Source organism: Microbacterium sp. ABR10 (genome assembly GCF_057812175.1).
Map to the genome: position 1 here is coordinate 2875038 of NZ_CM173821.1, position 25066 is coordinate 2900103.

The 25066-nt window shown below is 69.2% G+C and carries 23 protein-coding genes; 9 read left to right on the top strand and 14 right to left on the bottom strand.

Going from position 1 to position 25066, the window contains the following annotated elements; genetic code table 11:
- The first annotated feature begins 54 nt into the window (after positions 1-54).
- The 5 genes from ACXKZF_RS13425 to ACXKZF_RS13445 all read left to right on the top strand — a co-directional run bounded on the left by ACXKZF_RS13425 (position 55) and on the right by ACXKZF_RS13445 (position 5417).
- Positions 55-753 (top strand): nucleoside/nucleotide kinase family protein, encoded by a 699-nt coding sequence (locus ACXKZF_RS13425; RefSeq protein WP_488984514.1) that lies wholly within the window; start codon positions 55-57, stop codon positions 751-753.
- Entirely contained in the window at positions 750-1526 is a 777-nt protein-coding gene (locus tag ACXKZF_RS13430; protein ID WP_488984515.1) for an ATP-binding cassette domain-containing protein, read from the top strand. Before ACXKZF_RS13425 ends, ACXKZF_RS13430 begins: the two co-directional genes overlap by 4 nt.
- Positions 1523-2608 (top strand): ABC transporter permease, encoded by a 1086-nt coding sequence (locus ACXKZF_RS13435; protein ID WP_055955503.1) that lies wholly within the window; start codon positions 1523-1525, stop codon positions 2606-2608. The genes ACXKZF_RS13430 and ACXKZF_RS13435 overlap by 4 nt, the downstream gene beginning before the upstream one ends.
- A 64-nt stretch (positions 2609-2672) precedes the next feature.
- Positions 2673-3662 carry an ABC transporter substrate-binding protein gene (locus tag ACXKZF_RS13440; protein WP_488984516.1) on the top strand — a complete coding sequence of 330 codons (990 nt, stop codon included), beginning with the start codon at positions 2673-2675 and terminating at the stop codon, positions 3660-3662.
- Positions 3663-3953: 291 nt separating this feature from the next.
- Positions 3954-5417 (top strand): mannitol dehydrogenase family protein, encoded by a 1464-nt coding sequence (locus tag ACXKZF_RS13445; protein ID WP_488984517.1) that lies wholly within the window; start codon positions 3954-3956, stop codon positions 5415-5417.
- 193 nt (positions 5418-5610) lie between these two features.
- On the opposite strand, the gene ACXKZF_RS13450 is transcribed toward ACXKZF_RS13445, so the two are convergent.
- The 8 genes from ACXKZF_RS13450 to ACXKZF_RS13485 all read right to left on the bottom strand — a co-directional run bounded on the left by ACXKZF_RS13450 (position 5611) and on the right by ACXKZF_RS13485 (position 14709).
- Positions 5611-6738, bottom strand: a complete 1128-nt coding sequence (locus ACXKZF_RS13450) for an alpha/beta hydrolase (protein ID WP_488984518.1) — start codon at positions 6736-6738, stop codon at positions 5611-5613.
- The gene (locus ACXKZF_RS13455) at positions 6735-7661 is read right to left on the bottom strand and encodes a hypothetical protein (RefSeq protein ID WP_488984519.1); all 927 of its coding nucleotides are present in this window, start codon (positions 7659-7661) and stop codon (positions 6735-6737) included. Before ACXKZF_RS13455 ends, ACXKZF_RS13450 begins: the two co-directional genes overlap by 4 nt.
- Positions 7655-8116 (bottom strand): hypothetical protein, encoded by a 462-nt coding sequence (locus ACXKZF_RS13460; RefSeq protein WP_055960408.1) that lies wholly within the window; start codon positions 8114-8116, stop codon positions 7655-7657. The genes ACXKZF_RS13455 and ACXKZF_RS13460 overlap by 7 nt, the downstream gene beginning before the upstream one ends.
- 23 nt (positions 8117-8139) lie before the next feature.
- The gene (locus ACXKZF_RS13465) at positions 8140-8736 is read right to left on the bottom strand and encodes a hypothetical protein (protein ID WP_488984520.1); all 597 of its coding nucleotides are present in this window, start codon (positions 8734-8736) and stop codon (positions 8140-8142) included.
- 280 nt (positions 8737-9016) lie between these two features.
- Complete coding sequence (locus ACXKZF_RS13470; RefSeq protein WP_488984521.1) at positions 9017-10669, bottom strand: alpha-amylase family protein; 1653 nt, start codon at positions 10667-10669, stop codon at positions 9017-9019.
- A gap of 495 nt (positions 10670-11164) precedes the next feature.
- On the bottom strand, positions 11165-12136 hold the full coding sequence (locus ACXKZF_RS13475; protein ID WP_156459310.1) for a LacI family DNA-binding transcriptional regulator: 972 nt from the start codon (positions 12134-12136) through the stop codon (positions 11165-11167).
- Positions 12137-12378: 242 nt separating this feature from the next.
- On the bottom strand, positions 12379-13266 hold the full coding sequence (locus ACXKZF_RS13480) for a tagatose-bisphosphate aldolase (protein WP_055960420.1): 888 nt from the start codon (positions 13264-13266) through the stop codon (positions 12379-12381).
- A gap of 66 nt (positions 13267-13332) precedes the next feature.
- A complete protein-coding gene (locus tag ACXKZF_RS13485; RefSeq protein ID WP_488984522.1) occupies positions 13333-14709 on the bottom strand; it encodes an FGGY family carbohydrate kinase in 1377 nt (458 codons plus the stop codon).
- Between the two features lie 119 nt (positions 14710-14828).
- On the opposite strand from ACXKZF_RS13485, the gene ACXKZF_RS13490 reads away from it, so the two are divergent.
- Both ACXKZF_RS13490 and ACXKZF_RS13495 read left to right on the top strand, forming a co-directional pair.
- The gene (locus tag ACXKZF_RS13490) at positions 14829-16031 is read left to right on the top strand and encodes an HAD-IA family hydrolase (protein ID WP_488984523.1); all 1203 of its coding nucleotides are present in this window, start codon (positions 14829-14831) and stop codon (positions 16029-16031) included.
- 570 nt (positions 16032-16601) lie between these two features.
- Positions 16602-16940 (top strand): hypothetical protein, encoded by a 339-nt coding sequence (locus ACXKZF_RS13495; protein ID WP_488986004.1) that lies wholly within the window; start codon positions 16602-16604, stop codon positions 16938-16940.
- A 113-nt stretch (positions 16941-17053) separates the two neighbouring features.
- Here the strand turns inward: ACXKZF_RS13495 and ACXKZF_RS13500 are convergent, their stop codons facing one another.
- The 5 genes from ACXKZF_RS13500 to ACXKZF_RS13520 form a co-directional block, all read right to left on the bottom strand.
- The gene (locus ACXKZF_RS13500) at positions 17054-17809 is read right to left on the bottom strand and encodes a phosphotransferase (protein ID WP_488984524.1); all 756 of its coding nucleotides are present in this window, start codon (positions 17807-17809) and stop codon (positions 17054-17056) included.
- Positions 17810-17960: 151 nt separating this feature from the next.
- Positions 17961-18842 (bottom strand): carboxypeptidase-like regulatory domain-containing protein, encoded by an 882-nt coding sequence (locus ACXKZF_RS13505; protein ID WP_488984525.1) that lies wholly within the window; start codon positions 18840-18842, stop codon positions 17961-17963.
- A gap of 804 nt (positions 18843-19646) precedes the next feature.
- Positions 19647-19844, bottom strand: coding sequence for a hypothetical protein (locus ACXKZF_RS13510; protein WP_488984526.1), 198 nt, complete (start codon positions 19842-19844; stop codon positions 19647-19649).
- An 893-nt stretch (positions 19845-20737) separates the two neighbouring features.
- Positions 20738-20977, bottom strand: a complete 240-nt coding sequence (locus ACXKZF_RS13515) for a hypothetical protein (RefSeq protein ID WP_488984527.1) — start codon at positions 20975-20977, stop codon at positions 20738-20740.
- 335 nt (positions 20978-21312) lie between these two features.
- Positions 21313-22275: an NADP-dependent oxidoreductase gene (locus ACXKZF_RS13520; RefSeq protein WP_488984528.1), complete on the bottom strand. Its 963-nt coding sequence runs from the start codon at positions 22273-22275 to the stop codon at positions 21313-21315.
- Positions 22276-22422: 147 nt separating this feature from the next.
- Between ACXKZF_RS13520 and ACXKZF_RS13525 the strand changes: the two genes are divergently transcribed.
- Entirely contained in the window at positions 22423-23397 is a 975-nt protein-coding gene (locus ACXKZF_RS13525) for a LysR family transcriptional regulator (RefSeq protein WP_488984529.1), read from the top strand.
- Here the strand turns inward: ACXKZF_RS13525 and ACXKZF_RS13530 are convergent.
- Positions 23335-23964 (bottom strand): TetR/AcrR family transcriptional regulator, encoded by a 630-nt coding sequence (locus ACXKZF_RS13530; RefSeq protein ID WP_488984530.1) that lies wholly within the window; start codon positions 23962-23964, stop codon positions 23335-23337. The two genes, ACXKZF_RS13525 and ACXKZF_RS13530, sit on opposite strands and share 63 nt — an antisense overlap.
- A gap of 54 nt (positions 23965-24018) precedes the next feature.
- Between ACXKZF_RS13530 and ACXKZF_RS13535 the strand changes: the two genes are divergently transcribed.
- A complete protein-coding gene (locus ACXKZF_RS13535) occupies positions 24019-24684 on the top strand; it encodes an SDR family NAD(P)-dependent oxidoreductase (protein ID WP_488984531.1) in 666 nt (221 codons plus the stop codon).
- The last annotated feature ends 382 nt before the right edge of the window (positions 24685-25066 follow it).

Genomic DNA, 25066 nt, shown 5'->3' on the forward strand with positions numbered 1-25066 from the left:
TCGCCGACGCAGCACTCCCGATGTGCGACGCCGCCCGGAAGGACCCACACAGCCGTGACCCACACTTCGGAGACCGCCGCGACCCCGGCCGCCGCGACCGTGCGCATCGTCGACCTCGTCGACCGTGCCCGCGCCCTCGCCGCCACCGGTGAGCGTCGTGTGCTGGGTATCGCCGGTACCCCCGGGGCGGGCAAATCCACCGTCAGTGACGCGCTGCTCGACGCCCTCGGCGATGACGCGATCCTCGTCGGCATGGACGGCTTCCACCTGGCCAACGAGGAGCTCGTGCGCCTCGGACGGCGCGAGCGCAAAGGTGCCCCCGACACGTTCGACGTCGAGGGCTATGTCGCCCTCCTCGACCGCATCCGTGCCGGTCACGCGGTCTACGCCCCTCGCTTCGACCGCAGCCTCGAGGAGTCCATCGGCTCGGCGGTGCTCGTGCCCGCCGACGTACCCCTCGTCATCACCGAGGGCAACTACCTGCTGCACGACCGGTTCGGGTGGGATGCCGTGGCATCCCGACTCGACGAGGTCTGGTTCCTCGATGTCGACGCCGCCGAGCGTCGCGAGCGGCTGGTGACACGCCGCCTCTCCCACGACCACCCCCACGACGAGGCCGTCGCGTGGGTTCGCGACGTCGACGAGGCCAACGCCGCCGTCGTCGAGCGCGGACGCCACCGCGCCCACCTCGTCGTCACCGTCTCCGAGGCCCCCGCCGGGGCCCTCGGCCACCACGAAGGAGCTGCTTCATGAGCACCACCACGACCGTGCCCGTGCTGCAGGCGCGGGGTCTCTCGCGTCAGTTCGGCCATGTCCGCGCCCTCAACAACGTCGATTTCGAGGTCTACCCGGGGGAGGTCACCGCTCTCATCGGCGACAACGGCGCCGGCAAGTCCACCCTCGTGAAAGCCCTGTCGGGCAACCTGGCGGTCGATGAGGGCGAGATCCTCTTCGACGGCAAGCCGATCGAGATGTCCAACCCGCAGGTCGCCTCCGCCCTCGGTATCGAGACGGTGTACCAGGACCTCGCCCTCGCCCCGCACCTCGACCCGGTGCAGAACATGTACCTGGGGCGGGAGATCCGCCGCCCGGGCCTCGCGGGGGCCCTGGGGTTCATGAAGACCAAGGACATGGCCGTCGCGTCCCGCGCGGCGTTCGACGAGCTCGGCGCGACCGTCCGCTCCCTCACCTCTCCCGTGGGGGAGATGTCGGGTGGGCAGCGGCAGGCGATCGCGATCGCCCGCGCCGTGCACTGGGCCGGGCGCCTGGTGTTCCTCGACGAACCCACCGCCGCCCTCGGCGTGCGTCAGACCAAGAACGTCCTCGAAACGATCCGTCGCGTCCGCGACAAGGGCATCGCCGTCGTTCTCATCTCCCACTCCATGCCCCACGTCATGGACGTGTGCGACCGCATCCAGGTGCTGCGCCTGGGGACCCGGGTGGCGAACATCGACGCCAAGCAGACCTCCATGGAAGAACTCGTCGGGCTCATGACCGGCGCCGTCACGAAGGACGACCAGAAATGAGCACCACCACACCCCCCACCGAAACCGTCGCCATCGGCACCTTCGACGACAACAAGAAGGCCAACCCGTTCGTGGCCGTGCTGCGCACCCAGGCGTTCCAGATCCTCCTGGTGCTGCTGGCGATCATCATCGTGTTCAGCATCCTGGCCCCCGAGTCGTTCGCCCAGTGGTCGAACTTCCGGCTCATCATCCAGAACGCCTCGATCCTCGCCGTTCTCGCCGTCGGCATGACGTACGTGATCATCACCGCCGGCATCGACCTGTCGGTGGGTTCCGTCCTCGTCTTCTCCGGCGTCGTCGCCGCACTCGTGATGCGGGCGATGGGCGGCGAAGGATGGGGCGTCGCCATCGTCGGCATCATCGTCGCCGTGCTCAGCGGCGTGTGCTGGGGGCTCTTGAACGGCTTCCTCATCGCCAAGGCGAAGATCCCGCCGCTGATCGTGACGCTGGGCTCGCTCGGAATGGCCCTCGGTCTCGCGCAGATCCTCACCGGCGGCGTCGACGTTCGCGACGTGCCCACCGTGCTCACGGTCTCGATCGGTTATGGCAATGTCTTCGGCTCGGTGCCGATCATCAGCGTCATCGCGCTGGTCGTGGTCGTCATCGGCGCGATCGTGCTGCACTACACGCGCTTCGGCCTGTACACGCTGGCCGTCGGATCGAGCGAGATCGCGGCCCGCCGTGTCGGCGTGAAGGTCGACGCGCAGCTCATCAAGATCTACACGATCTCGGGCGCACTGGCCGGGCTCGGCGGCATCCTGTCGCTGTCGCAGTTCTCCACGACCGCCATCGCGGGGCAGACCCAGACGAACCTGAACGTCATCGCCGCGGTCGTCATCGGCGGCACCTCGCTGTTCGGCGGCGTCGGCACCATCATGGGCACCGTCGTCGGCCTGTTCATCCCGGCGGTGCTGCAGAACGGCTTCGTCATCACCGGTGTGCAGCCCTTCTGGCAGCAGGTCGCCGTCGGCGCGGTGCTGATCACCGCCGTCTACGTCGACCAGGTGCGCCGCACCGCCGCGACCCGCGGCAACAGCCAGGGCCTCTGGCGCAAATTCCTCAGCGGAGGTCGGCGCGGCTGAGCCGCGGCGGCTTCCATTCCTCCACCCCTTACCCAGAACCCGACACACAAGAACGGTGATCACAATGAAGTGGAACAACAAGGCGACCGCACTGACGGTCTTCGGCATGGCGGCGACCCTGACCCTCGCGGGCTGCTCCGGTGGAGCAGCGTCCGGCGGCGCATCGGGCGGTGCCGAGGACGGGTACAAGATCGCGTTCGTGCAGGGCGTCGCGGGAGATGAGTTCTACATCTCCATGCAGTGCGGCATCGAAGCCGAAGCAGAAAAAGAAGGCGCCACCGTCACCACCCAGGGCCCCGAGAAGTTCGACCCCACCCTGCAGAAGCCGATCGTGGACGCCGTCGTCGCGTCGCAGCCCGACGCGCTGCTCATCGCGCCGACCGACGTGTCGGCCATGCAGGCCCCCATCGCTGCCGCCGAGGCCGCCGGGATCAAGGTCGTCCTGGTCGACACGACGCTGGAGGACCCCTCCGGTGCGGTGTCGCAGATCTCCTCCGACAACGAAGGCGGCGGCGCCGCCGCGTTCGAGGCGATCCAGGAGGCCAACCCGAACGGTGGCAAGGTGCTCGTCGTGTCCACCGACCCGGGTGTCTCCACCACCGACGCCCGCGCCCAGGGCTTCGAAGACGCCGTCGCCAAGGACAGCAAGTTCGAATCGGTGGGGGTGCAGTACTCGCACAACGAGCCCTCCACCGCCGCGGAGATCGTCACCGCCGCGCTGCAGAAGGACCCCGACATCGTCGGCATCTTCGCCGCCAACCTGTTCGCCGCCGAAGGCTCCGCCACCGGCGTCCAGCAGGCCGGCAAGCAGGGATCGGTCACCATCGTCGGCTTCGACGCCGGCCCCGCCCAGGTGAAGGCCCTCGAAGCCGGCACCGTCCAGGCCCTCGTCGCGCAGGAGCCCGCCACCATCGGCTCCGACGGCGTGAAGCAGGCCATCGCGGCGCTGAAGGGTGAGGCCACGGAGGAGAAGATCCAGACCGGCTTCACCATCCTCACCAAGGACAACATCGCCACCGACGGCGCCGACGCCGTCTACAAGTCCTCCTGCTGAAACCCCGGATGCCGGGACCTGCGCACTCGCGCCGAGGTCCCGGCATCCACCCCCTCCCCGCGCGAGTTGCGCCACATTGCCGCACGGGTCCGTCTCGAGTGGCAAAGAGGGGCGACTCACCCTCAAAGACCACGGACCACGGGACCCCGCGCCTGGCGCTGGGGTCCCGGCATCCACTACCCCCGCCCGGGAGCTCGACAGGCTCAGTCACCGGGCTCACGCAACCCAGGTTCCTGAGCCCGTCGAAGGGACCTGGTCCCCACCTCACCGCCCCACCCCACGGAGCCCCGCATGACCGATCTCACCGCCGACGCCCTCTCCTCGCTCGCGGCGAACGTCTCCGTGCCGACCTACGACCGTTCCGCCGTGCGCTCGCGGATCGTGCACTTTGGCGTCGGCGGGTTCCACCGCGCGCACGAGGCGATGTACCTCGACCGCCTGCTCGAGGCCGGCCACACCGAGTGGGGGCTGTGCGGGGTGGGCGTGCTGTCGTTCGACGCCCCGATGCGCGATGCCCTCGCCGCGCAGGACGACCTCTACACGCTCGTGACCACCGCCCCCGACGGCTCCTCCACAGCCCGCGTGGTCGGCTCGATCGTGCAATACCTCTTCGCCCCCGACGACCCCGAGGCCGTCGTCGCCAAGCTCGCCGATCCCGACACGGCCATCGTCTCGCTCACCATCACCGAGGGTGGCTACGGCATCGACGACGCGACCGGCGCCTACGCGCCCCGCGACGAATTGACCCTCGCCGATCTCGACGGCTCCACTCCCCCGCGTAGCGTCATGGGTCTGCTGACCGAGGCCCTTCGTCGACGCCGGGATGCCGGCATCCCCGCCTTCACCGTCATGTCCTGCGACAACATCCAGGGCAACGGCCACGTCGCCCGCGCCGCCCTCCTGGGCTTCGCCGAGCGCCGAGACTCCGAGCTCGCCACCTGGATCGCCGAGAACGTGTCGTTCCCCAACTCCATGGTCGATCGCATCACCCCGGTCACCACCGATGAGACACGTGCCGCGATCGCCGAAGAGTTCGGCATCCGGGATCGCTGGCCCGTGCGCTCGGAATCGTTCGAGCAGTGGGTGCTCGAAGATGCCTTCCCCGCGGGTCGGCCCCCGTTCGACGAGGTCGGCGTGCAGCTCGTCGCCGACGTCGAGCCGTACGAGCTGATGAAGCTGCGCCTGCTCAACGCCTCGCACCAGGCGATGAGCTACCTCGGGATCCTCTCGGGCGCCGAGTACGTGCACGAGGTGTGCACCGACCCGCTGTTCGTGTCGTTCCTGCAGGGGTACATGCACCACGAGGCCATCCCCACCCTGCGGCCGGTGCCGGGCATCGACCTCGATGCGTACTGCGACCAGCTCATCGAGCGGTTCGGCAGTGAGGCCATCCGCGACACGCTCGCGCGACAGGTCGTCGACGGCTCCGACCGGCTGCCCAAGTTCCTGTTGCCGGTCGTGCGCGAGCAGCTCGCCGCGGGTGGGCGCATCGACCACGCCGCCCTCGTGCTGGCGGCGTGGAGCGTCTTCCTGGAAGGTCGCACCGAGGACGGCGCGGAGACCCCCGCGGTCGACAGCCGCCTGGACGAGCTGCGCGCGATCGTGACCGACGACCCCGCCGCGTTGCTCGACTACGCGCCGGTGTTCGGCGACCTCGGACAGAGCGCACGCCTGCGCGAGGCCTACCTCGCCGCGCGCGCCTTGCTGGCTGAGCGGGGGGCGCGGGGGGCGATCGCCGAGGTGCTCGGCGCCTAGGGTCTCGGCCGACGGCGAGGACCGCGGTTGCGGAGCCCACTGACTCCACCGGCGCAGCAGAACGATCGGTCCTTTCGACAAGCTCAGGGACCTGTGCCGCCACCGACCCACGAGGAGGACCCCTCTACGGGCCCAGGGACCTCCCCCGGCACTCCGTGACCTGCGCCGATGCCCGAGAACGCCGCCGCCGCGCTCAGAGGGACCGTAAGAATCCGTCGATGGCGTCGTGGAAACGCTCGGATTCTTGGTTGGCCTCGTTGCAGTGGCCGGTCGCGTCGAACGCCACCAGGTCGGCATCCGGATGCCGTTCGACGTACGCGACCGATCCTGAGAACGGCACCACGGGGTCGAGACGACTGTGCAGGATCAGCGTCGGGATGCGCGGTCCGGGTCGGTGTCCGCCCACCCAGGTGAGCGCGCGGGCGTCGACCGTCTCGATCAGTCCGAGCGCACGGGCGCCGACCGGGCTGCCCAGCACGCGCATGGCCGCTGCGGCGATCGAGCGCGGGAGGTGGGCGCCGGCGACGGCGTTCTCGACGACCCGCGTCCAATCCAGAGCGGGGGCGACGAGCACGAGTCCGGTCACCGTGCCGCGGTGCGGCGACTCCTCGAGCGCGAGCATCGCGATCGTCCCGCCCATCGACCACGCCACTAGCACGATCTCGCGCGCGCCGCACGCGATCGCGTAGGCGATCGCGTCGTCGACATCGCGCCACTCGCGCGTCCCGAGACTCGAGGGAAGAGCGTCGGCGGGCGCGCACTCCTCATCGCCCGCGTACGACACCACCAGCGACATCCAGCCGGCATCCGTCGTCGCGGGCGCCGAACGTAGGGCGCCGTTGCGACTGGAGCGCAGACCGTGCACGTGGATCGTCCACCGCCCGTCGGCCGTCTCGCGATCGCCGATCTCCCACGCCTCGGCGGTGCCGCCGCGACGGAGCGGAACGGCGACGTGGCGAGTGGGGCCGACGTCTTCGGGGGCGCCGATGTTCTGCGAGGTCCACGCGGCCATCGCCTCGCCGTCGTCCAGCCCCTCCGGCCGGGCGAGGATCCGGCGGACGACACGGTCGCGCTCGACCCGCACGATGTCGCCCACCGGCAGGTGCGATCCGTCGTCGAACCGCAGCCCGTAGACGCCGGGCTCGCGACTGTCGTCGATCACCGGCACCGACACCGTGTCACCCTCGATGAACACCGGCGCGAATATTTTCGGCGCGCGGGGGGCGACCAATCTGCGGGCGACGTATCCGGCGAGAGCGGTGTGGGCGATCGCGACGGCGGCGGTGACGACACCGGCACCGACGACGAAGGAACGGATCATGCGCGGGCTCCCATGGTCTGTCGAGTCAGATGGGCGTCGACGTCATCGAGCAACGCGCGCTGCTCGCCGGTCAACGGCGACGAGGCGGCGATCGCGGCGTCCTCGATGGCGACCCGCAGTGCGTGCAGGCGGCTGTCGAGGGGAGCATCGGACGACACGGCGGCGAGGCGCCGGACGCCTCGTCTGCGGGCCAGATCGCCGAGTCGCGCCAGCAGTTCCTCGCCCCGACGGCGAATGCGCGCCGACGCGCGCGAGGCTCGCAGGATCCCGACGACGAACGCCACGACGCCGAGGTAGAACAGCGGGTCGAACAGAGCGCCCACCACGAGGTTCGCCCCGAAGAACCGGGTCAGCGTGAGGTCGAGGATCTCGCTCACGCAGCCGAGAACGATGCCCACCGCACCCACGCGGAAGAAGGGGCGCACTCCCGGGAGCGACCCGCGGGCCGAGCGGAAGAGCAGAGCCCCCACCAGAGCGATCCCCGCCATGTGCACGACGCCGTACAGCCACGCGCCCGTCGAGGTCTCTGCCGCGTCCTCGACGAAACGGAACGACGAGGTCCCGCGCTCGGGCAGGGCGACGAAGAAGACGACCGCGAACAGGATGCCGAGCAGCACGGGGAACCGCCACCGGAGCGTGTGCACGCGCGCGGAGACCGGGGCGGTGCCCGCCTGGATGCCGAGCCACAGCGCCACCATCGTGAGGACGTTCTGCACGAGCTTGAGCACGTTCGTGCCGCCGAGCACGCCGTCGAGCTGAGCGAGCGGGATCACCGTGCCCTGGGTGAGGAGCGCGACCGCCCCGACCAGCGCACCCCACCACGCGATCCGCGCCCGCGGATACCGCAACGCCGCGCGTGCGCGGAGGATGACGACGGCCAGCAGTCCGACCAGCGCCACATCGATCAGGGCGACCGTCACCACGACGACTCCGCGACACGAGGATCGCCGTAGAGCACGCCGGCGATGCGGTGGGCCACGTGCTCGGCGACCAGTTCGGCCTCGAACTCCGGGGTGCTCAGCGTCGGGTCGTCGTAGGGCGACACCGAGGACCGCTCCTGCAGCGCACCACTGCAATGCGCGTCGTCGAGCAGGTGACCGAGTTCGTGAGACGCCGCGAACTGGCGATAGAGCGCCGGGTCGGATGCGCGCACGTGGATGGTGCCCACGCGCTGGTCGTCGAAGACCGTGAGGAAACCGGTGAGCGTGCCCCACCCCTGGGTGTCGGCTTCTTCCACGACGCGCAGGCGGATCTCAACGGCGTCCTCGACCGCCCGCACGATGTCGTCGAAGGCCATACCGACCTCGATGCCCGCCCGGCCCACAGCGCGATCGGTGCGCGCGCGCACGCGCCGCATCATGTCGTCCGACTCCGTCACGGCCGCCTCCCCCCGTCGGCCGCTCATGCCGCGGGCGGCCCGCTGCGAAGAGAGTGGGCGATGGCGCGCAGGGCGTCGGGTGACATCTGCCCGAGGGCGCGGAACTGGATGCTGCTGGCCCCGGCGGCGCGCATGGCCTCGCGCAGCTCGAGCTCGGCATCCGTCCGCTCCGTCACCGCCTCGTCGGTGTGATCCGTGAGGTATTCGGTGGGCACGTCGGCCCAGTGCGTGATGAGCCGGAGCACCTCCTCGTCGAGGACGACGGTGGAGGTCTCGGCGGAGAGGAGAGTGCTCGCGCCGCGGGCGAGGAACGGATCGATGTCGGCGAGGTGCTGCAAGAGCTCGTCCTCGGTGGCGGCGTGGCTCTCGACCAGTCGACGCACGCGCGCGGCCAGGGGAACGACAGGAATCCGGATCTCGATGCGCGCGGCGGTCTCGGGACTAGCGACCTCTTCGGGGGTCACGCCGAGGGCGGCGGCGAGGGCTTCGATGTCGTTGGTGTTGTAGGGCAGCGAGAATCCGGCGCGGGACTGGTAGTAGCTCTTCGTCATTCCGGCGCGCTGAAGCAACTCGCCGACGGAGAGGCCCTTCGCCCTCCGCAGGCGGTCCACATTCGCCACCACTCGACGGGAGTACCGGGAGGGTGGTCCGACGGCGCCGCGACCCACGTGTCGATCGTAGACGACCCGGACACGCCGGATGCTTGTAATTACAAGCAACCGGTGGGTGCTATTTACAAGGGGCTGTGTTTGGATGGAACGAGACCGCGAGCGAGAGGTCGGGGGGACCCGCCGCTCGCGCGGGCCGGACGCACAGCCGACCGGCCCATCTCCGCGGCGGGCGCGGCGTCATCGGGGGGCGTCGCGCTCGCTCGCTCCCCGCCGCGCCCGCCACCAAGGCTCAGGCGATCCGCCGCTCCCCCGGCCGGATGACCCGCCACCACCGGTGCCCGTACCCGTCGAGCGACACGTTGAAGCCGCCGCGCTCGAGCGTCTCGGCGCCGGAGTCGTCGTCGAGCAGGTTCACGACGCTCCAGCCTTCGGCATCCGCTCCGTCGATCTCGAGGCGGAAGGCGCGACCGTCGGGCGCGAAGTTGTGCGCGGCGACGAACATGCCGAGTTCGCTCGTGACCGAGTGCGCCAGCACGCACGTGTGCGGTTGATCCAGGATGCCGAGCTCCCCCCACCCGATCTCGGGCGAGGCGCGGTAGTGCCGCACAAGGTTCTGGACGAATCGCAGCATCGAGTCGGGATCGTTCCGCTGCTGCGCCACATTGACGTGCTGCGGGCCGAAGCCCCCGGGCACGATCTCGGCGATGAGTTCGTCGGCGGGCGAGAAGCCGGCGTCGTCGGCGCCGGTCCACTGCATGGGTGTGCGCACCGCCGCCCTGCTGCCCTCGATCGTGGGGTTCTCGCCCATGCCGATCTCTTCTCCGTAATAGAGCACGGGCGATCCCGGCAGCGAGAACATGAGGCTGTAGACCATGCGGATGCGACGCGGATCACCCTCGAGCATCGAGGGCAGGCGTCGCGTGATGCCGCGCCCGTGGATGCGCTGGCCCTCGTCGGGGGCGAAAGCGGCGAAGACCTCGTCGCGCTCGGCCGGGCTGAGCTGATCCAGAGTCAGCTCGTCGTGGTTGCGCACGAAGTTTCCCCACTGATTGCCGCGGGCGATCGCGGGCCGCGACTCGATCGCCTCGCGCAAGGGCGTGGCATCCTGTCTCGCGAGGGCAAGGTACAGACGCTGGTTGGCGACGAAGTCGAACTGCATCGTGAGCTCGTCGCCGTCGGCGTCGCCGAAGAAACGCATCTGCTCGTCATACGGCAGGTTGACCTCGCCGAGCATCATCGCGTGGCCGCTGCGCCGCGAGACGTAGCCGCGCAGCTCCCGCAGGAACTCGTGCTCGGGGCCGTCGTCGCCGTCGATGACGAACGGCACGGCATCCACCCGGAAACCGTCGATACCGAGCTCGAGCCAGAAGCCGATGGCCTTCGCGATCTCCTCACGCACCTCGGGGTGGTCGGTGGCGAGGTCGGGCTGGTGCCGGTAGAACGAGTGCTTGTAGTACTGACCCGCTGTCTCGTCGAAGAACCAGACACCGTCTTCGACGTCGGGGAACATGCTGGCGGGAGCGTCCTCGGGAACGTCGTCGCGCCACTGGTAGAAGTGGCGATGGCGGCTGTCGGGGCTCGAGCGGGCGTCCTTGAACCACGGATGCTGGTCGGAGGTGTGGTTCACCACGAGGTCGACGATCACGCGCATGCCGCGGTCGTGCGCGGTGCGCAGCACCTCCACCATGTCGCCCAGCGAGCCGTAGCGGGGATCGACGCCGTAGTAGTCCTCGATGTCGTAGCCGTTGTCACGCTGGGGCGAGGGGTAGAACGGGGCGAGCCACAGGCACGTCACGCCGAGCTCGGCGAGGTGGTCGAGCCGCTGCGCGAGACCGCGCAGGTCGCCCACGCCGTCGCCGTCGGCATCCAGGTACGTCTTGACGTCGAGGTTGTAGAAGACCGCGGTCTTCCACCACAGATCGCTCGTATCGGTGAGCCTCATGCCGTCACCCCCGTCTGGGCGTCGGTGCGGCGCGGAGCATACGGGAAGGTCGTCATCGGAGCCCTCTTCTCGGGAGCGGTGGCGGCTGGTCCCTTCCGTTCTATCCGGCGCACCTGATCGCGCGCGGGCTCTTGTCTCGGCCGGGGCGATGTGCGTCGGGTGGTGGCTCGAGGCGGGTGGTGGCGCGTGACGGGCGGGGGCGCGCGACGGGTGGAGGCGCGTGACGGGCGGGGGCGCGTGACGGGCGGGGGCGCGTGACGGGCGGGGGCGCGTGACGGGCGGAGGAGCAGGGACCAGCGGAGGAGGATCGACCCGCGGAGATCCTCCCCTCGATCCACGCCCTCCGCTCATCACCGGCGGCGCGGGCGCCGCGCCAGGGGCGTCACCGGCGGCGCGGGCGCCGCACCGGGGGCGGCGCCGTCGGCGGGGCCGCCGCTGGTAGCAGCGCGTCGCCGGCAGCCGGGGCGCGCAGGCTCGAGGCGGGACGCGGCAGCGTCAGAGGCGGCAGGACTCCCGCTCGACCAAAGACACGTCGATGACGGTGACCTCGTCGAGCCCGAGACCGGCATCGGGTTCGAGCCGCGCGAACACCCGTTCGGCGGCGAGCGCGCCGATACGGCGAGGATCCTGGTCGATCACGGTGACGGCGGGGCTGAGCGTGTCGGCCATGGGGAAGTCGCCGAAGCCCACGAACGGCAACGGATCACCGCGCAGCACGTGCGCGAGCGCCATCGACGAGCGGGCGTTCGCCGAGAAGATCGCGGTCGGCGGCTCGTCGAGCGCGCGCAGCCTGTCCAGAGCGGATGCCGCGGTCTCGCGGTCGGACACCTGCGAGGCGACGAGGCGCTCGTCGATCTCGACCCCGGCCTCGCGGAGGGCTCGGCGCCACCCCTCGACGCGTTTGGTCTCGGTGGAGAGGTGGACCATGTCGCCGAGGTAGGCGATGCGACGGTGCCCGTGCGAGAGCAGGTGGGCGGTGGCGAGGTGGGCGCCGGCCTCGTCGTTCTCGGTGAAGGTGTCGGTCGTCAGCCCCGCGGGGGCGCGGTCGACGAAGACGATGGGGGTGTGCCCGCGCCACCGCTCGAGCCACGAATGGTCGGTGCCGACGGGGGCGATGACGAGCCCGGTGAGCTGGCGGCCCAGGAGCGACTCGAGCGCGGCCCGCTCGTCGGCCGGGTTCTCGCCGAGGCTCGTGACGAGGGTGGAGAGGCCGTGGCGTCGCGCGGTGTCTTCGACGCTGCGCGCGATGGCGGCGAAGAAGGGGTCGACGACGTCGGGCACGGCCACGCCGATGACGGAGGCGCGACCCGCGCGGAACGTGGTCGCCAGGGCGTTGGGCACATAGTTGAGCTCGCGCATCGCGGCCTCGACGAGCGCCCGGGTGTCGGGCAGCACGTGGGGGTCGTCGTTAAAGACTCGCGAGACGGTCTTGGTGCTCACACCCGCGCGCTGGGCGACGTCGCGCATCGTCGTCACGAGGCACCTCCGGGATGTGGGCGAGTGGCGGCTTCGACGTGCAACCCTATCGGCCGGTCACCGTCGACCCGTGCCGGGCCGGCGAGGGCCGACACCGCTCCCCGCCGGGCGAAAGGAGAGCCCTCCCGCCCGGCACCGTGGCATCCATCCCCCGCATGCACACGCGGGATCCTCGACCGACGAATGTCGGACGCGGTCATGGACGTACCCGGCGCCGGGCGGTCGAGCGCATGTCAGCGGCCGTCGACGGCGTCGGCGAGCTCGCGCAGGCGCGGCAGGGCGCGGCCAGAAAGCAGCTCCTCGCGGCGGTCGGCGTCGATCGAGAGGCTGTCCTTCCACAGCGAGCGGCCGGCCATCGCGCCCGAAGCACCGTTCGCGACGGCGGTGCGCACCTGTTCGATGAAGGTCTCGTGGTCGACGCCGGCCGACAGCACGGCCCACGGCACACCCTGGGCGACCTCGGTCACGCGGGCGCTGGCCTCGGCCGAGCCCGGGTACTGGAGCTTCAGGATCTTGGAGCCGCACGCGACGGCGAGGGCGGCGCCGTCGACGACGAGGTCGGCGAACTTCGCCTTGTACTCCTCGTCGCTCTCGTCCTCGAGCTGGTAGGTGAGCAGCTCGACGATCAGCAGCAGGCCCTCGGCCTCGCAGGCAGCGACGAGGTCGCGGATCTCCTGGGCGACGCGGGAGTCGGCATCCTGCTTGTCGGGGCGCGTGTAGTAGAGCATCTTCGCGACGGTGCCGCCCATGTCACGGACCGTGCGCGGCGTCACGCCGGGCACGAAGCGCGTGTACTTCAGGCCATCGACGGTCTCGAAGCCCGAGGCGTCCAGGCCCACGACGAGTCCGGTGTCGCGGTCGAGAACACCGTCGTCGACGATCTGCGGCAGCGCGACCTCGGGGTCGAGCAGGATCGCGGGGGCGTGGTTGGCGAGGTGGCGCACGAGGTCGGCCTTCACCGCGGCGAGCTCTTCGCGCGAGATGGCGTCGGAGCCGTTGGGGGCGTCCTTGATCGCGGCCTTCATGCCGTTGCGCTGATCGGCGGCGACGATGAGCATGTGGCCGTCGGGGGTGCTGATCGACTGGAGCGCGCGGCGCTCGAGGGTGGTGAGTTCGTTCATGATCTCTCTTCTCTGGGGTTCTGTCTCGCGCCCGGTCGCGGGCGGGATGCGGTGGGGGCGGTGGTTTCAGGAGGGGACGGATGCCGAGACAAGCCGCCGCGCCATGTCGGCGGCTCCGAATGCGACGTCCTGTTCGCGGGTGGACAGGGACGCATCGGGCAGCACCTCGGCGCGGGCTCGGCGGACGCTCGCCATACCCGCCCACCCGCCCGTGAGGGTGGAGCGGGTCGCGGGCGCGACCTCGCGGTCCATGGCGGCGATGAGTGCGGCGACCTCGTCGTTGCTGTGCCGAAGCACCGCGCCGAAGATCTCGGCCGGTGAAGCTTCGGTGTGCAGCGTCAGGCGCAGGACGCCGTCATCATTGCGGGCGCCGGTGACCTCGATCGCACCGGCCGGCAGCTCGCCCTCGTAGGGCAGGGCCATGACCGCGGCATCCAGTTCGTCGCGACCGGCGCGGTCGCTGATCCCCGCCGCGTGCAGCGCGCGGCGCAGCAGCAGCCCCGTCTTGACCCCGGCGACGAGCACGTGCTGGCCGGGCACGACGTGGCGCACCTCGTTGATGAGCGCGTCGGCGAGGCGCTGGCGGGCCGCGTACCCGAGCGGCGCGTCGAGCACGCGCAGCAGCACCTCGGCGGTGCCGAGCGAGACGTGGTAGCTCCCGGCATCCAGGGTCCCGTTGGCCTGCGCGGCGACGAGGTGGTCGTGGCCCGCGACGGTGAGGGCGGCGCCCGCGACGCGCGGCCCGAAGGCCTCGGATGCCGTACCCCAGGGCAGGCCGCCACCGCGGAGCGGCGGAAGCAGGGCGTCGTCGACGCCGAGCGCGTCGAGCATGGCGGGCCAAGCGGCGCCGGAGTCCTGGTCGATGAGCCCGGTGCGGGAGGCGAGGGAGAGCTCGAGGGCGACGTCGCCGCCGAGGGCTGCGACGACGAACTCGGGAAGATCGAGCCAGCGGAGACCGCTGAGGTCGGTGCCCTGGTCGCGCAGCCAGGCGAGCTTGGCGACGCTCACTTGAGCGCCGAGGGGCAGCCCGGTGCGGCCTGCGAACTCCTCGCGAACCGCCTGCGGGAACGCCGCGATCTGGTCGAGCCCGCGCGGGTCGAACCAGGCGAAGCCCGGGCCCGCGGCGGCACCGTTCGCGTCGATCAGGATGCCGGTCTCCCCCATGCCGGCGACGGCGAGCGAGGTCAGCGGCTGGGCGGTCAGCGGGGCGAGGTCGGTTTCGACGAGGTCGATGAGCGTGCGCACCGAGGCCAGCAGGTCGTCGGCGGCGATGTCAGTGGTGCCGCCCTCGCCGACACGCCACGGTGTGGGCACCTGGGCACCCGCGACCTCGCGGCCGGCATCGTCGATGACGAGCATCTTGATGGCGGTGCTGCCGAGGTCGAGCCCGGCGTGCAGGCCGGTCGACGCATCGAGCGGGGTGCGCGCAGCGGCCTGGGTCATGTCACCGGTGTCTCGCACGAGCGGCCGTCCTCTCCGGAACTTCTTCGAGCCCCGGAATTCCAAGCATGACACCGGTGACTTGCTACGTCTATGGTGGGGGTATGCCGACGCCGTGTCAAATGCCCGAATTCCTCGCCGTCGTCGTCGCCGGAACGGCCGGCAGCGGCAAGAGCACACTCGGTCGGGCTCTCGCTATCGCGCTCCGCGCCCCCCTGATCGACCTCGACAGCGTGACGACACCGCTGCTCGATGCGCTCCCCGAGGGCGCGCTCGACGGCCATTGGCTCACCTCGCCGCACGCCCCGGCGATCCGCGCCGGACGCTACGCCGCCCTCCGCGCCACCGCCGCCGACGCCCTCTCCACCGCGGGCCGCGTGGTGGTCGTGGCGCCGTTCACCACCGAGCTGACCGGGGGCCCTGAGTGGGACGCCCTGCGCGAGGCTCTCACCCCGAGCGAGCCGCACGTCGTGCACGTCGACGGAGACCCCGCCGTGCTGGCATCCCGCCGCTCCTCGCGCGGGGCATCTCGCGACGCGCACCGGCCCGACACCGCCCCCGTGGCACCCTCGATCCCGGTGACCGCTGTCGACGCCGAGCTGTCGACGGCGCAGCAACTGGCCCGCGTCCTGCCGGCGCTGGGGATCCGGCGGCCGGTCGACGCGGACGCCGAGATCTTCACCCGCGAGTTCGACGCCGTACTCTTCGACCTCGACGGCACGCTGGTGGACTCCACGGCATCCGTCGTGCGGTCATGGCGCCGATTCGCCGAGCACTTCGACGTGTCAATGGAGGCCCTGCACGCCAACCACGGCCAGCCCGCGCGCACGCTCGTGGGCCACTTGCTGCCCGCCGACCGGCATGCCGAAGCCCTCGCGCACGTCACCGACCTCGAGGTGACGGATGCCGTGGGCCTTCTCCCCATCCGAGGCGCCGACGCGTTCTTCGCCTCGGTGCCGGCCGAACGCCGGGCCATCGTCACATCGGGGTCGGTGCCGATCGCCACCGCCCGTCTCGCCGCGGCCGGCTACGACCGGCCCGACGTGTTCGTCACGGTCGACGACGTGGTCCACGGCAAGCCGCACCCTGAGCCGTTCCTGTTGGCCGCCGCCCGCCTCGGCGTCGACCCGGCTCGCTGCCTCGTCGTCGAGGACGCCCCGGCCGGCATCGCCGCGGCCCGCGCGGCGGGGTGCGCCGTGTTGGCGTTGACCGGCACGACGGCCGAAGAGGAGTTGACCGCCGACCTCGTGGTGGACGGGTTGGATGCCGTGCGGGTAGAGGTGACGGCGTCGGGGGCGTTGCGGTTGGCGCCGGCCGGACCCTGACGGCGGAGCTGTGAGCGCTGCGCGCGCACGGTCTCTCCGGACGAGAGGACGACCTCAGTCCGCGCTCCCTCGGGCCGGAGCCCCGCCCCCTCGACACGGCGCCGTGTCTCCCTCGGGGCACGCGCCGCCGAAACAAGAACAACCGATGCGAAAGGGTCGGGACCCGTTTTGCACGGCCCCGGGTTTCGCAACGGGGTTTTGCACCGATCGTGCCCGCGAGTTGACGGGCTCCTCGATACGCGTGGCGCGCGTGATCATGAGTGGTGCGAAACCGATCGGTTTCGCACCACTGGGGCGTCCATGTAACACGAGTGAATCGCGCGAGATGGGCCGCTAGGGTCGAACGACTTCGCGAACGAAAGGGAGCCCATCGGATGCCACGACCCTTCATGACCGACCCCGACTTGGTCCGCTCCTTGCGTGGCCAGCAGTACCTGGTTCTGCGCCCTGTCGCGGATGTCGAGGAGTTCTACGACGCCGAGCAGCGATCGCTCTTCGGCCGTGTAGAGACACCTCTCCCACCCCAACACCGGCCACGTGACCTTACGGGGCTTCTATGAACCCAAGAGAGTGCAATCGCTCCGGAACGCCCTCACTGAATGGGCAGCCGCTCAGGCTCCCATAGATCTGCGGGTGGCCGCGGTCGACGGGTTCCCGGCACCGTTTCAAATCGTCATTGCGCGAGCCGAACGTACGCCCTCACTTGTAAGCGCGTACGCGAACCTCACTGAGCTGCTCGACACCACCGACTTTCAACGAATCGGCGAGCTCCCGCTCGAAGAGTGGGTGTTCCACCTCTCCCTTCTGTACGCCGGCGCGCTCCCCGAACAGGAGTGGCAAGCGCTCCATGCTGATGCTCGACGCGATATCGCTTCGGTGCCCGCCGAACTGATGACATCCGCTGAGTAAGTCTGGTACGACGACGAGGGTGAACACATCGAGGTCTTACCCCTGGGCACTGATCAAAGCTGATCTGGCGAGTGCGGCCAGCAGTGCGAAACCGATCGGTTTCGCACCGTCCGTTAGGAAGCGAGCAGAGCCGTGCGCCAGGTGTCCCGGTGGCTGCGGACGTAGCGGTCTACGCGGAGCCAATGCTCGCCGTATCCCTCCGAGAACATCGAGGCCCACGGCTCGGCGCCACTCTCGTGTGAGGTGCGCAGCAGCTCGTACATCGCCGTGGTGCGCTCGCTCATCGTGCCCGGGAGGTGGTGACGGAGTTCATCATCGGCCTGGTAGCCGTCGATGAACGCCGCGAGGTCTGCCGCGGCGAGGTCCGGGTCACGTTCGGGGTCGGAGAGAGTGAAGGCCTGCGCGGCGTAGGCGAGGTCCCAGAGTCGTGTGCTCGGGGCGGCCGCGTCCCAGTCGATGAACATCCACCTCTCACCCATGAGGAGGTTCCAGGGGGCGAGGTCGTTGTGACAGATCAGATCGGCGCCGGGCGCCGGGATAGCCGTCTCCCAGACCGCCCCCGCCGGTGGCACGTAAGTGGAGCTCGCGTCGTGGATAGTGCGGACCATCGCCCCCACGCGGCGGAGGTCGGGCTGGGGAAGCGGGTACACGTCGAGCGCAAGCGTGCCGGGAACAAATTCCTGCACCTGTCGGCCGGCGTCATCTCGCCCCAGCGGGGCGGGTGCATCGACCCCGGCGACGCGGAGCGCGTTCACGAACGCGACCACGCTCGGCGTCGAGGCCACCCAAGGCTTGCGGACCGTCTCACCCGCGCGCACCACGCCGTCGCCGCTCGCGTTGCCGCCCGATAAGGGCTCCTCGTGAACCATGAAGCCTCCAAGACTCACCAGCGATGTATTCGACAGCTCCACGGGGTGCGAAACCGATCGGTTTTGCACCATCAATCCACCATCGGCGTGGGCTATAGACGCGAGCGGCCGCCGGTGTGAAGCCGGCGGCCGCTCAGTCAGTGCTCGAAGGTCAAGCGCAGCGGGCGATGTACTGCTGCACATCGGCGCGGGTGAGCGTCTTCAGCGCGGCGAGGTCGTGGTGTGCGCGCAGATAGGCGCGGGCTGCGGCGGTTGCTTTCGCGACGGTCAGAGTCGAGCGGGCGAGGCACGGGGCGGAGTCGAGCGGGTTTGTGCGCGGGGTGCGCAGGTCGGCATCGATCCCGGTCACCGCGTCGTCGATGCTCGTCAGCACGATGGTCTCGGCTCCTTCCATCGTCGGGCTGTTGCGCCACCACTGCGCCATTCCGCCGTCCCCGTCGTCGCCGAAGCCGACGATGAAGGTGTCCAAGTTGGGTGTGGGGTCCAGGCCGCGAATGGTGTAGTCCCCGTTTCCATCCGTCACGGTGTCCGTGTAGCCCGCGAACTCCTGATAGGCGGAAACCGGCACGGGGGCACCGTCATCGGTTTCGACGTGGCCGCTGATGGTCGCCCCCAACGGCAGGACGTACTCGGGAAGGACCAGCGTCTCACCCGTCGACACTGTGAAGGCGGTCCCCGGAGCGTTCCTGCGCGTTGCGCCGAGGTTTCGGGGCACATGGACGCCGTCCTCGACCTGCGCGGCGACGACGTAGCCCACATCGGGCAGGACATCGGCGGTAAAGGTGCCGTCGGCGGTGGTTGTCGCGATGACGGTCGGTGTCTCCGAGCTCACCGAGGGCGGGAAGAGGTACACCTCTGTCCCTGCGGACGGAGGGTAATCCGGAGGACCTTCGAGGAGTACCTGGCCGATGATTGTGCCGGTCGCCTGCGGCGCATCGGCGTGAGCGGGGGCAGCGACCCCGGAACCCATGATCAGGACGGCCGCTGCGGCGGCGATCGAATTTCGAAGTTGAGCGCGCGAAAGCAATGACATGACGATCCCCCAGCGGGAGCACGGTGCCCCCATCGATCCCGACCTTAGGGGCGCGCGGTCGTCGACGGCTACACGCCTCCCAACTGTTTACAGAATTGCCCTGACGGTGCGAAACCGATCGGTTTTGCACCGGGTATCAACCGCGTCAAGCAGCGGCTTAGTCTGCCTGGACGAGGAGAGACTACGCACATGGGATACAACGGGGTGGCACCGCAGGATCGTGCAATGGCGCAGCTGCTCATCGTCATGGGCTCTCTCGTGACCCTGGGGGGCGCCGCGGGGTTATTTTTCGTCGACCTCTCCGAGACATCTCGCAGAGGGATCCCGATGTGGATTCTGATGCCCGCGGTGGTCCTGTCCGGTTTGCTGATCGTGGGAAGCGGTATCCGCATGTGGCGACGGAACGGGCCATCCTCACCCAAGAACCCGCCCGCTGATGAGAACGGGAATGAACCCCCGACTCGAGCGACGCGCATTGGCCGCGCCCTTCCAACGACATACTTCGCTGGAACAGGAGCCCTCGGTGCCGGCGGTGTTCTCGCCGGGTTAGTGACGCTGGTAATCGGTCTTGCATCCGGGGACTCAGGCCTCACATCGACGGGGGTCCTGGTGGGCGGTGCCGGGGCGGTGCTGTCACTTGTCGGGTGGTCTGCGGCTGCGTACATGAATTCGGTGAAGCAACCCCACAATGGCTAGTCGGCGCTTCAAGTGCTGCCGATCATGTCTGCGGGGCGACGTGCGATTGTCCGCAAGCTGAGCCCGCAACTTGTTCGCGTCGAACCGATGGGTTCTACAGCGTCTTGCTCATCCCGCGAGGCCTGTCTGCCGGGACGAACGATGCGGGTCGGTCTGGCCAATGGTCAGCTCTACGACCAGTGCGGCTATCGCCGCCGTCACCGCCGTTGCGAGGCCGGCGAAGGAGGAGAGAGCTATCCATGCGCCCGCGGCGTGGAACAAGGCGTCTGGATCGCTCAGGAGAACCGCGGTGATGACGACGGCCACCGTGAGAGTGGCGGAGGGGAACAGGAGACACGGTAGGGCACGACGCCTGTCTCGAGCGCGAAAGAATTCGGCCCCGACGTGTACGGCTACCCCGGTCGCGCACGCCAACGCGAGCAGTGTGAGGAAGGTGGCGGTCCAGCCGAGCGCACGCCGAGATGGACTGAGCGGTTCGCAACCCGCGACGAGCGGGGTCACCGCCCAGTGCACCCCTTCAGTGCATGGCAGATTCCAGAACAGCACGATCGCGCCGACGGACATGACGGAGGGGATTGCTAGACCAGCGAGCAGGGTCGACCAGCCGAGGGCGAGGCTATTACGTCGTATGAGTCCGCTCGTCATGTGGTCAGCTCCTGCTGTGGTCGGTGGAGGTGGCGGTCGTGGGGGACGCTCGATGGTGAAGCGCTCAGCCGGCGGTCGACATGGTTCGGTCCAGGGCCTCAACGAATTCTGCGTGGCGGTGGGGGTGCTGTTGGAGCTGTCGGAGGACGGTGAGGAGCGGGGTGCCGCTCAGACTTCCGGGCCCAATCATGGGCTCCCCCATGACCGACCACTCCGCGGACGGGTAGCGCGTGGCGATGCTGTTGCCCAGGAAGATCGCTGCTGAATATGTCAACTCGGCGGTGAGCCCGGTGTCCTCCGCCAGCACTCGGATGAGTGCGGGAAGGTCACCTGCTAGCGATGCGGCCGACAGGCCCCGAGCATGCAGTGAATGTGCGTAGGCGTCGTAGCCCTCAGCGAACCGCACGGGGACTTCCGCTTCGGAGGCGGGTCGATATGTTCCCATGCTTCGCGGACTCGGTTGCGTGAGGGGTGCAGAGTTGGGGAAAAGGTGGGCGGTCTCGTCGTGAGGCTCCATCGACCAATCTTCGCGGGTCGCAGGTGGTGCGAACAGATCACTCGTCCTGGGTCTCGCTCCGGCGTATTGCTTCGTCGAGATCCGCGCTGTTCCGAGCCTGAATGGCCCAGACCCAACCCACGGTCGCCCCGATGAGTGCGAGAAGCGCCGGTATCCACAAGCCGAACATGAACAGGATCACAACCAGCGCGGCAATTGGCATTCCGATGAGTTGTATAAGCAAAGTCCGACTCATCAACACTCCGATTGGATTACGCGCGCCACTGATTTCGATCATCCCCCGCGGCGCCCACGCGATAGCAAGTACCAGCTGTAGACGACGAAGAACGCCCCGCCCCCAACCAACAGCGGGGGGAGCACCCACAACGGCAAGCCACGGGGAGACGTGCCCGTGGGGTCATTCAGAGCCAACGGGATTCCGAGCAGCCCGACCAGGATGAACACCACGCCCATCCACATGCCAACTCTCGGCCGCTTCACATCGCTGATGCTCACAGCCCGAGCAGTCCAACACAAACTATTGACTCTCGACCACGCCGCCCCGGCACGCGCGGCGCGGTTGTGCGAAACCGATGGGTTTCGCACCACATAGGCGCGATGCAACCGCCGTTCTCATGGGACGAGGACGATCTTCCCGGTGGTGCCACCGGCCCGACCAGCTCTGTGCGCCTCGGCGACCTGCGTCAAGGGGAAGGTCTCGGCGACGATCACTCGGACTCGGCCGGTGGCGGCGAGCTCGGCGAGGTGTGCTCTGACGGAGTCGCGGTACGCGATTCCGGCATCCTGCCCGGGCCCGTAGCCGAGGAGTCTGATCCCGGTGCGGAAACGACGGTCAGAGCCGGTGATCGAGGCGATGCGTGCGGGGTCTGAGATGAGTTCGAGGGACACGTCGAGGGCCTCGTCAGAGCCGACCGTGTCGATCGCGGCGTCCACGCCGCCAGGTGCTGCGGCGCGCACGCGGGCGGTGAGTCCGTCCCCATATTCGACCGGGACGGCGCCGAGCTGTCGAAGCAGATCGTGGTTCCGTCCGGATGCGGTCGCGACGACGACGGCTCCGAGGTCGGTGGCGAGCTGGACCGCCATGAGGCCGACGCCGCCGGCTCCACCGTGGATGAGCACGGTATCGCCTGCCTGGACGTCAGCGGCGTGGAGGGCGTGTGCCGCGGTCAGCCCGGCGAGCATCAAAGAGCCGGCTTCCTCCCACCCGAGTGTGACGGGCTTCGGGATGAGGGAGGACGCGGGAGCGGTGACGTAGTCGGCGTACGCGCCGGTGACGGGGTACACGATCACCTCATCGCCCACGGCGACGTTCTGCACGCCCTGGCCGATCGAGGTCACGATGCCGGCGCAGTCCATGCCGAGGCTGGGCAGCGCGTCGGCCAGGCCGGCCGCATCCTTCTCGTCGTCGTCGACCTCATGGAACGCTCCGCTGTAGACCTTCCAGTCGAGTGGGTTGACGCCTGCCGCGCGCACCTGCACGACCACCTCGCCCGGTCCGGGCGTCGAGACGTCGACGTCCTGGACCGCGAGTACGTCGGGACCGCCGAATGCTCGCGGACGCACGATCCTGGCCATGAGACCTCCAAGGGGATCAGCGACCCGGCTGCTAGCCGGATCGGAATGACGGGGGCCGATCGGCCCCTCGTCCCATGCTGATCGACTCGACTCATATCCAAAAGCGCAACATAAGCAACTTATGTTTGCGTTTGACACAATAACTCGATGGCCGCGGAGCAACTCGATCTCAACCTCCTCCGGGTCTTCGACGCTCTGCTGGACACGAGCAGCGTGTCCAAAGCCGCGGATCGACTTCACCTGTCGATACCGGCGACGAGTCGAGCACTCGGCCGCCTCCGCCACGCGATGGACGACCCGATCCTCGTCCGGGCAGGCCGCGGAATGGTCCCCACGCCCTTCGCGCAACGTTCCGCCGCGCGGGTGAAGGCCATGATCGACGACGCCGACCGACTGCGCTCGGACACGGTGGGCGACCCATCCACGTGGCAACGGACCTTTCAGATCCGCATCAACGACGCTCTCTCCCCCTTCCTCGCACCACGCCTGACGCGCCTCGTGTCCGCGCAGGCGCCCCGCGTGCAACTGCGGTTCGTCGCGCAGCAGTCGAAGAAGGTCGATCTGCTCCGCGACGGCACCCTCGACCTCGACGTCGGAGTCGCCGACCAGACGCCACCCGACGTTCTCACCTCCGTCCTCTTCACCGACGTGTTCGTCGCCGTCGTGTCCTCCGTGTCCGATCTCGGGAAGAAGCGGACTTTGACCCTGGACGAACTGTGCTCCGTCCCCCACGTATCGGCATCGCGGCGTGGTCTGGAACGGGGCCCCCTGGACGACGCACTCGAACGTGCGGGATACACCCGTCGGGTCGCCGCGATCGTCCCGACCTATGCCGTCGGTGCGCTCATGGCGCTCGAGGACGACGTGCTCTGCCTGATCCCCTCCCGACTGGCCTCACACCTCCGGGAACGCGGCGTCCCTCTTCGCGCCCACAAGGTCCCCGTCGATCTCCCGGTGTCCATCGTCCAGCAGCGCTGGCACCAACGCGTAGACGCGGACCCCGCATCCCTCTGGCTGAGGGACGCCATGAACGCCGCATCCCGCGACGCACCGGTGGCGTCAGTTAGTCCAGACGGCGGCGATGCTGCGATCGACAACCCGTCGCCACCCCGCGGGGGCTGACGGGTCACGGCTTGCGGTTCCTGCCATCCAGAGCACCGTCATGAGGTCGTCGGCGGTGAACCCTCGGGAGAGGACACCAGCCGCGTGAGCGTCGTCGATCAGGTCCCGGCCGAGCGCGGTCGACCGATCGCAGGTTTCGATGAGCGACGTGGCGTTTGGGAAACGACGGAGCATGGCGTCGTTCAACGCCGGATCGGCGAGCTGTAGGTCGATCATCCCCGCGATGAATGCCTCCAGTCGCGCGCGGGGCGATGGTCGACTCAGAGCCTGCTCTTTGAGAGCCAGGAGCTTTTCGCCGGCGATTGCGGGGATCACGGCGTCGATGAGGTCCTCCCGGGATCCGACCCGGTTGTAGAGCGTCCCGATGCTGACGCCGGCCTCCCGAGCGATCTCCTCGAGCGGAGCGGAGAGTCCACGGCGCGAGAACACCGCAAGCGCGGCGGCGTGCAGCTTCTCGACGTTGGCTTGGGCATCTCGGCGGAGACCATTCGCACGCGTCACGACGACTCCAGTGGATATTGAGGGCACCCTCAACATAGGCTGGGTGCAAATTGAGGGCGCCCTCAATCTACCTCACCTACGTGACGACCTGTGGATTGCCAGGGCGCGAAAGGAAACACCATGCCGCTTATCACCATCATCGGAGCCGGCCCCGGATTGGGTCTCGAGATCGCCCGCGCCTTCGGGCGCAGGGGCTTCGATGTCGCTCTCGTGGCGCGCACTCAGACCGGGCTCGACTCTCTCGTCCAGACCCTCGTAGGCGAAGGAATCTCGGCGCACGGATTCGCTGCAGACATCAGCCGACCGGACACCGTCGCGACCGCCATCCGCACGATCAAGGACACACTCGGCCCGATCGACGTGCTCGAGTTCTCGCCGGCAGACCCGTCCCTCGCGCCCGTCGACGTCCTCGAGGTGACGATGGAGAACCTGCAGCCGCAGATCGACTTCTATCTCGGAGGCGCTCTCAACGCCATCGGGGAAGTACTGCCGGACATGATCGCGGCCGGCGAGGGCGCCGTCCTTGTCACGACCGGTGGCGGCTCCATCAGCCCTATGCCCTTCCTCGGCAATGTGAACATCGCCGCAGCGGGGCTCCGCAACTGGACACTCAATCTGCACAACGCACTCCAACCGAAGGGGATCTACGTCGCGCACATGGGGATCACCGCACTGATCGGAGGCGGCCACCCCGATGCCGAGCCCGATGTCATCGCCGAGGCGATCGCGCGGCTGCACGATGATCGTCGGCAGCCCGAGCTGCACTACGTCGCCTACAGCGGCTGACACCCCGGCCACACGAGGAAGACACGATGAAACTGACCATCTTCGGCGCCACACCGGGCGCACCGGTATGCACTTGGTCGAGGAGGGGCAGCTACCCGACCGCCGAAGATGACGCCGCGGAGCAGCAGCTCGATGCGGACCGGTGAACGCCCCCCAAGAGAATTTAATGGGATGCCGCGGTAGCTGACTCATGCCCTCCTCCCCCGGCCCGTGGTTCACGCTGAAGCTGACCTCGGTACGCGTGCCGCGCTGCTATGCGAGTTGGCACTGCTCAGCCGCACCGCTGGCCGCGGCACGCGACGCGAGCGGCTGACGATGGCGGTCACGCGGGAGACCGTCGACCTGAGGGGCGGTGCGGCGGTTCTGCATGTCGATGGAAGTG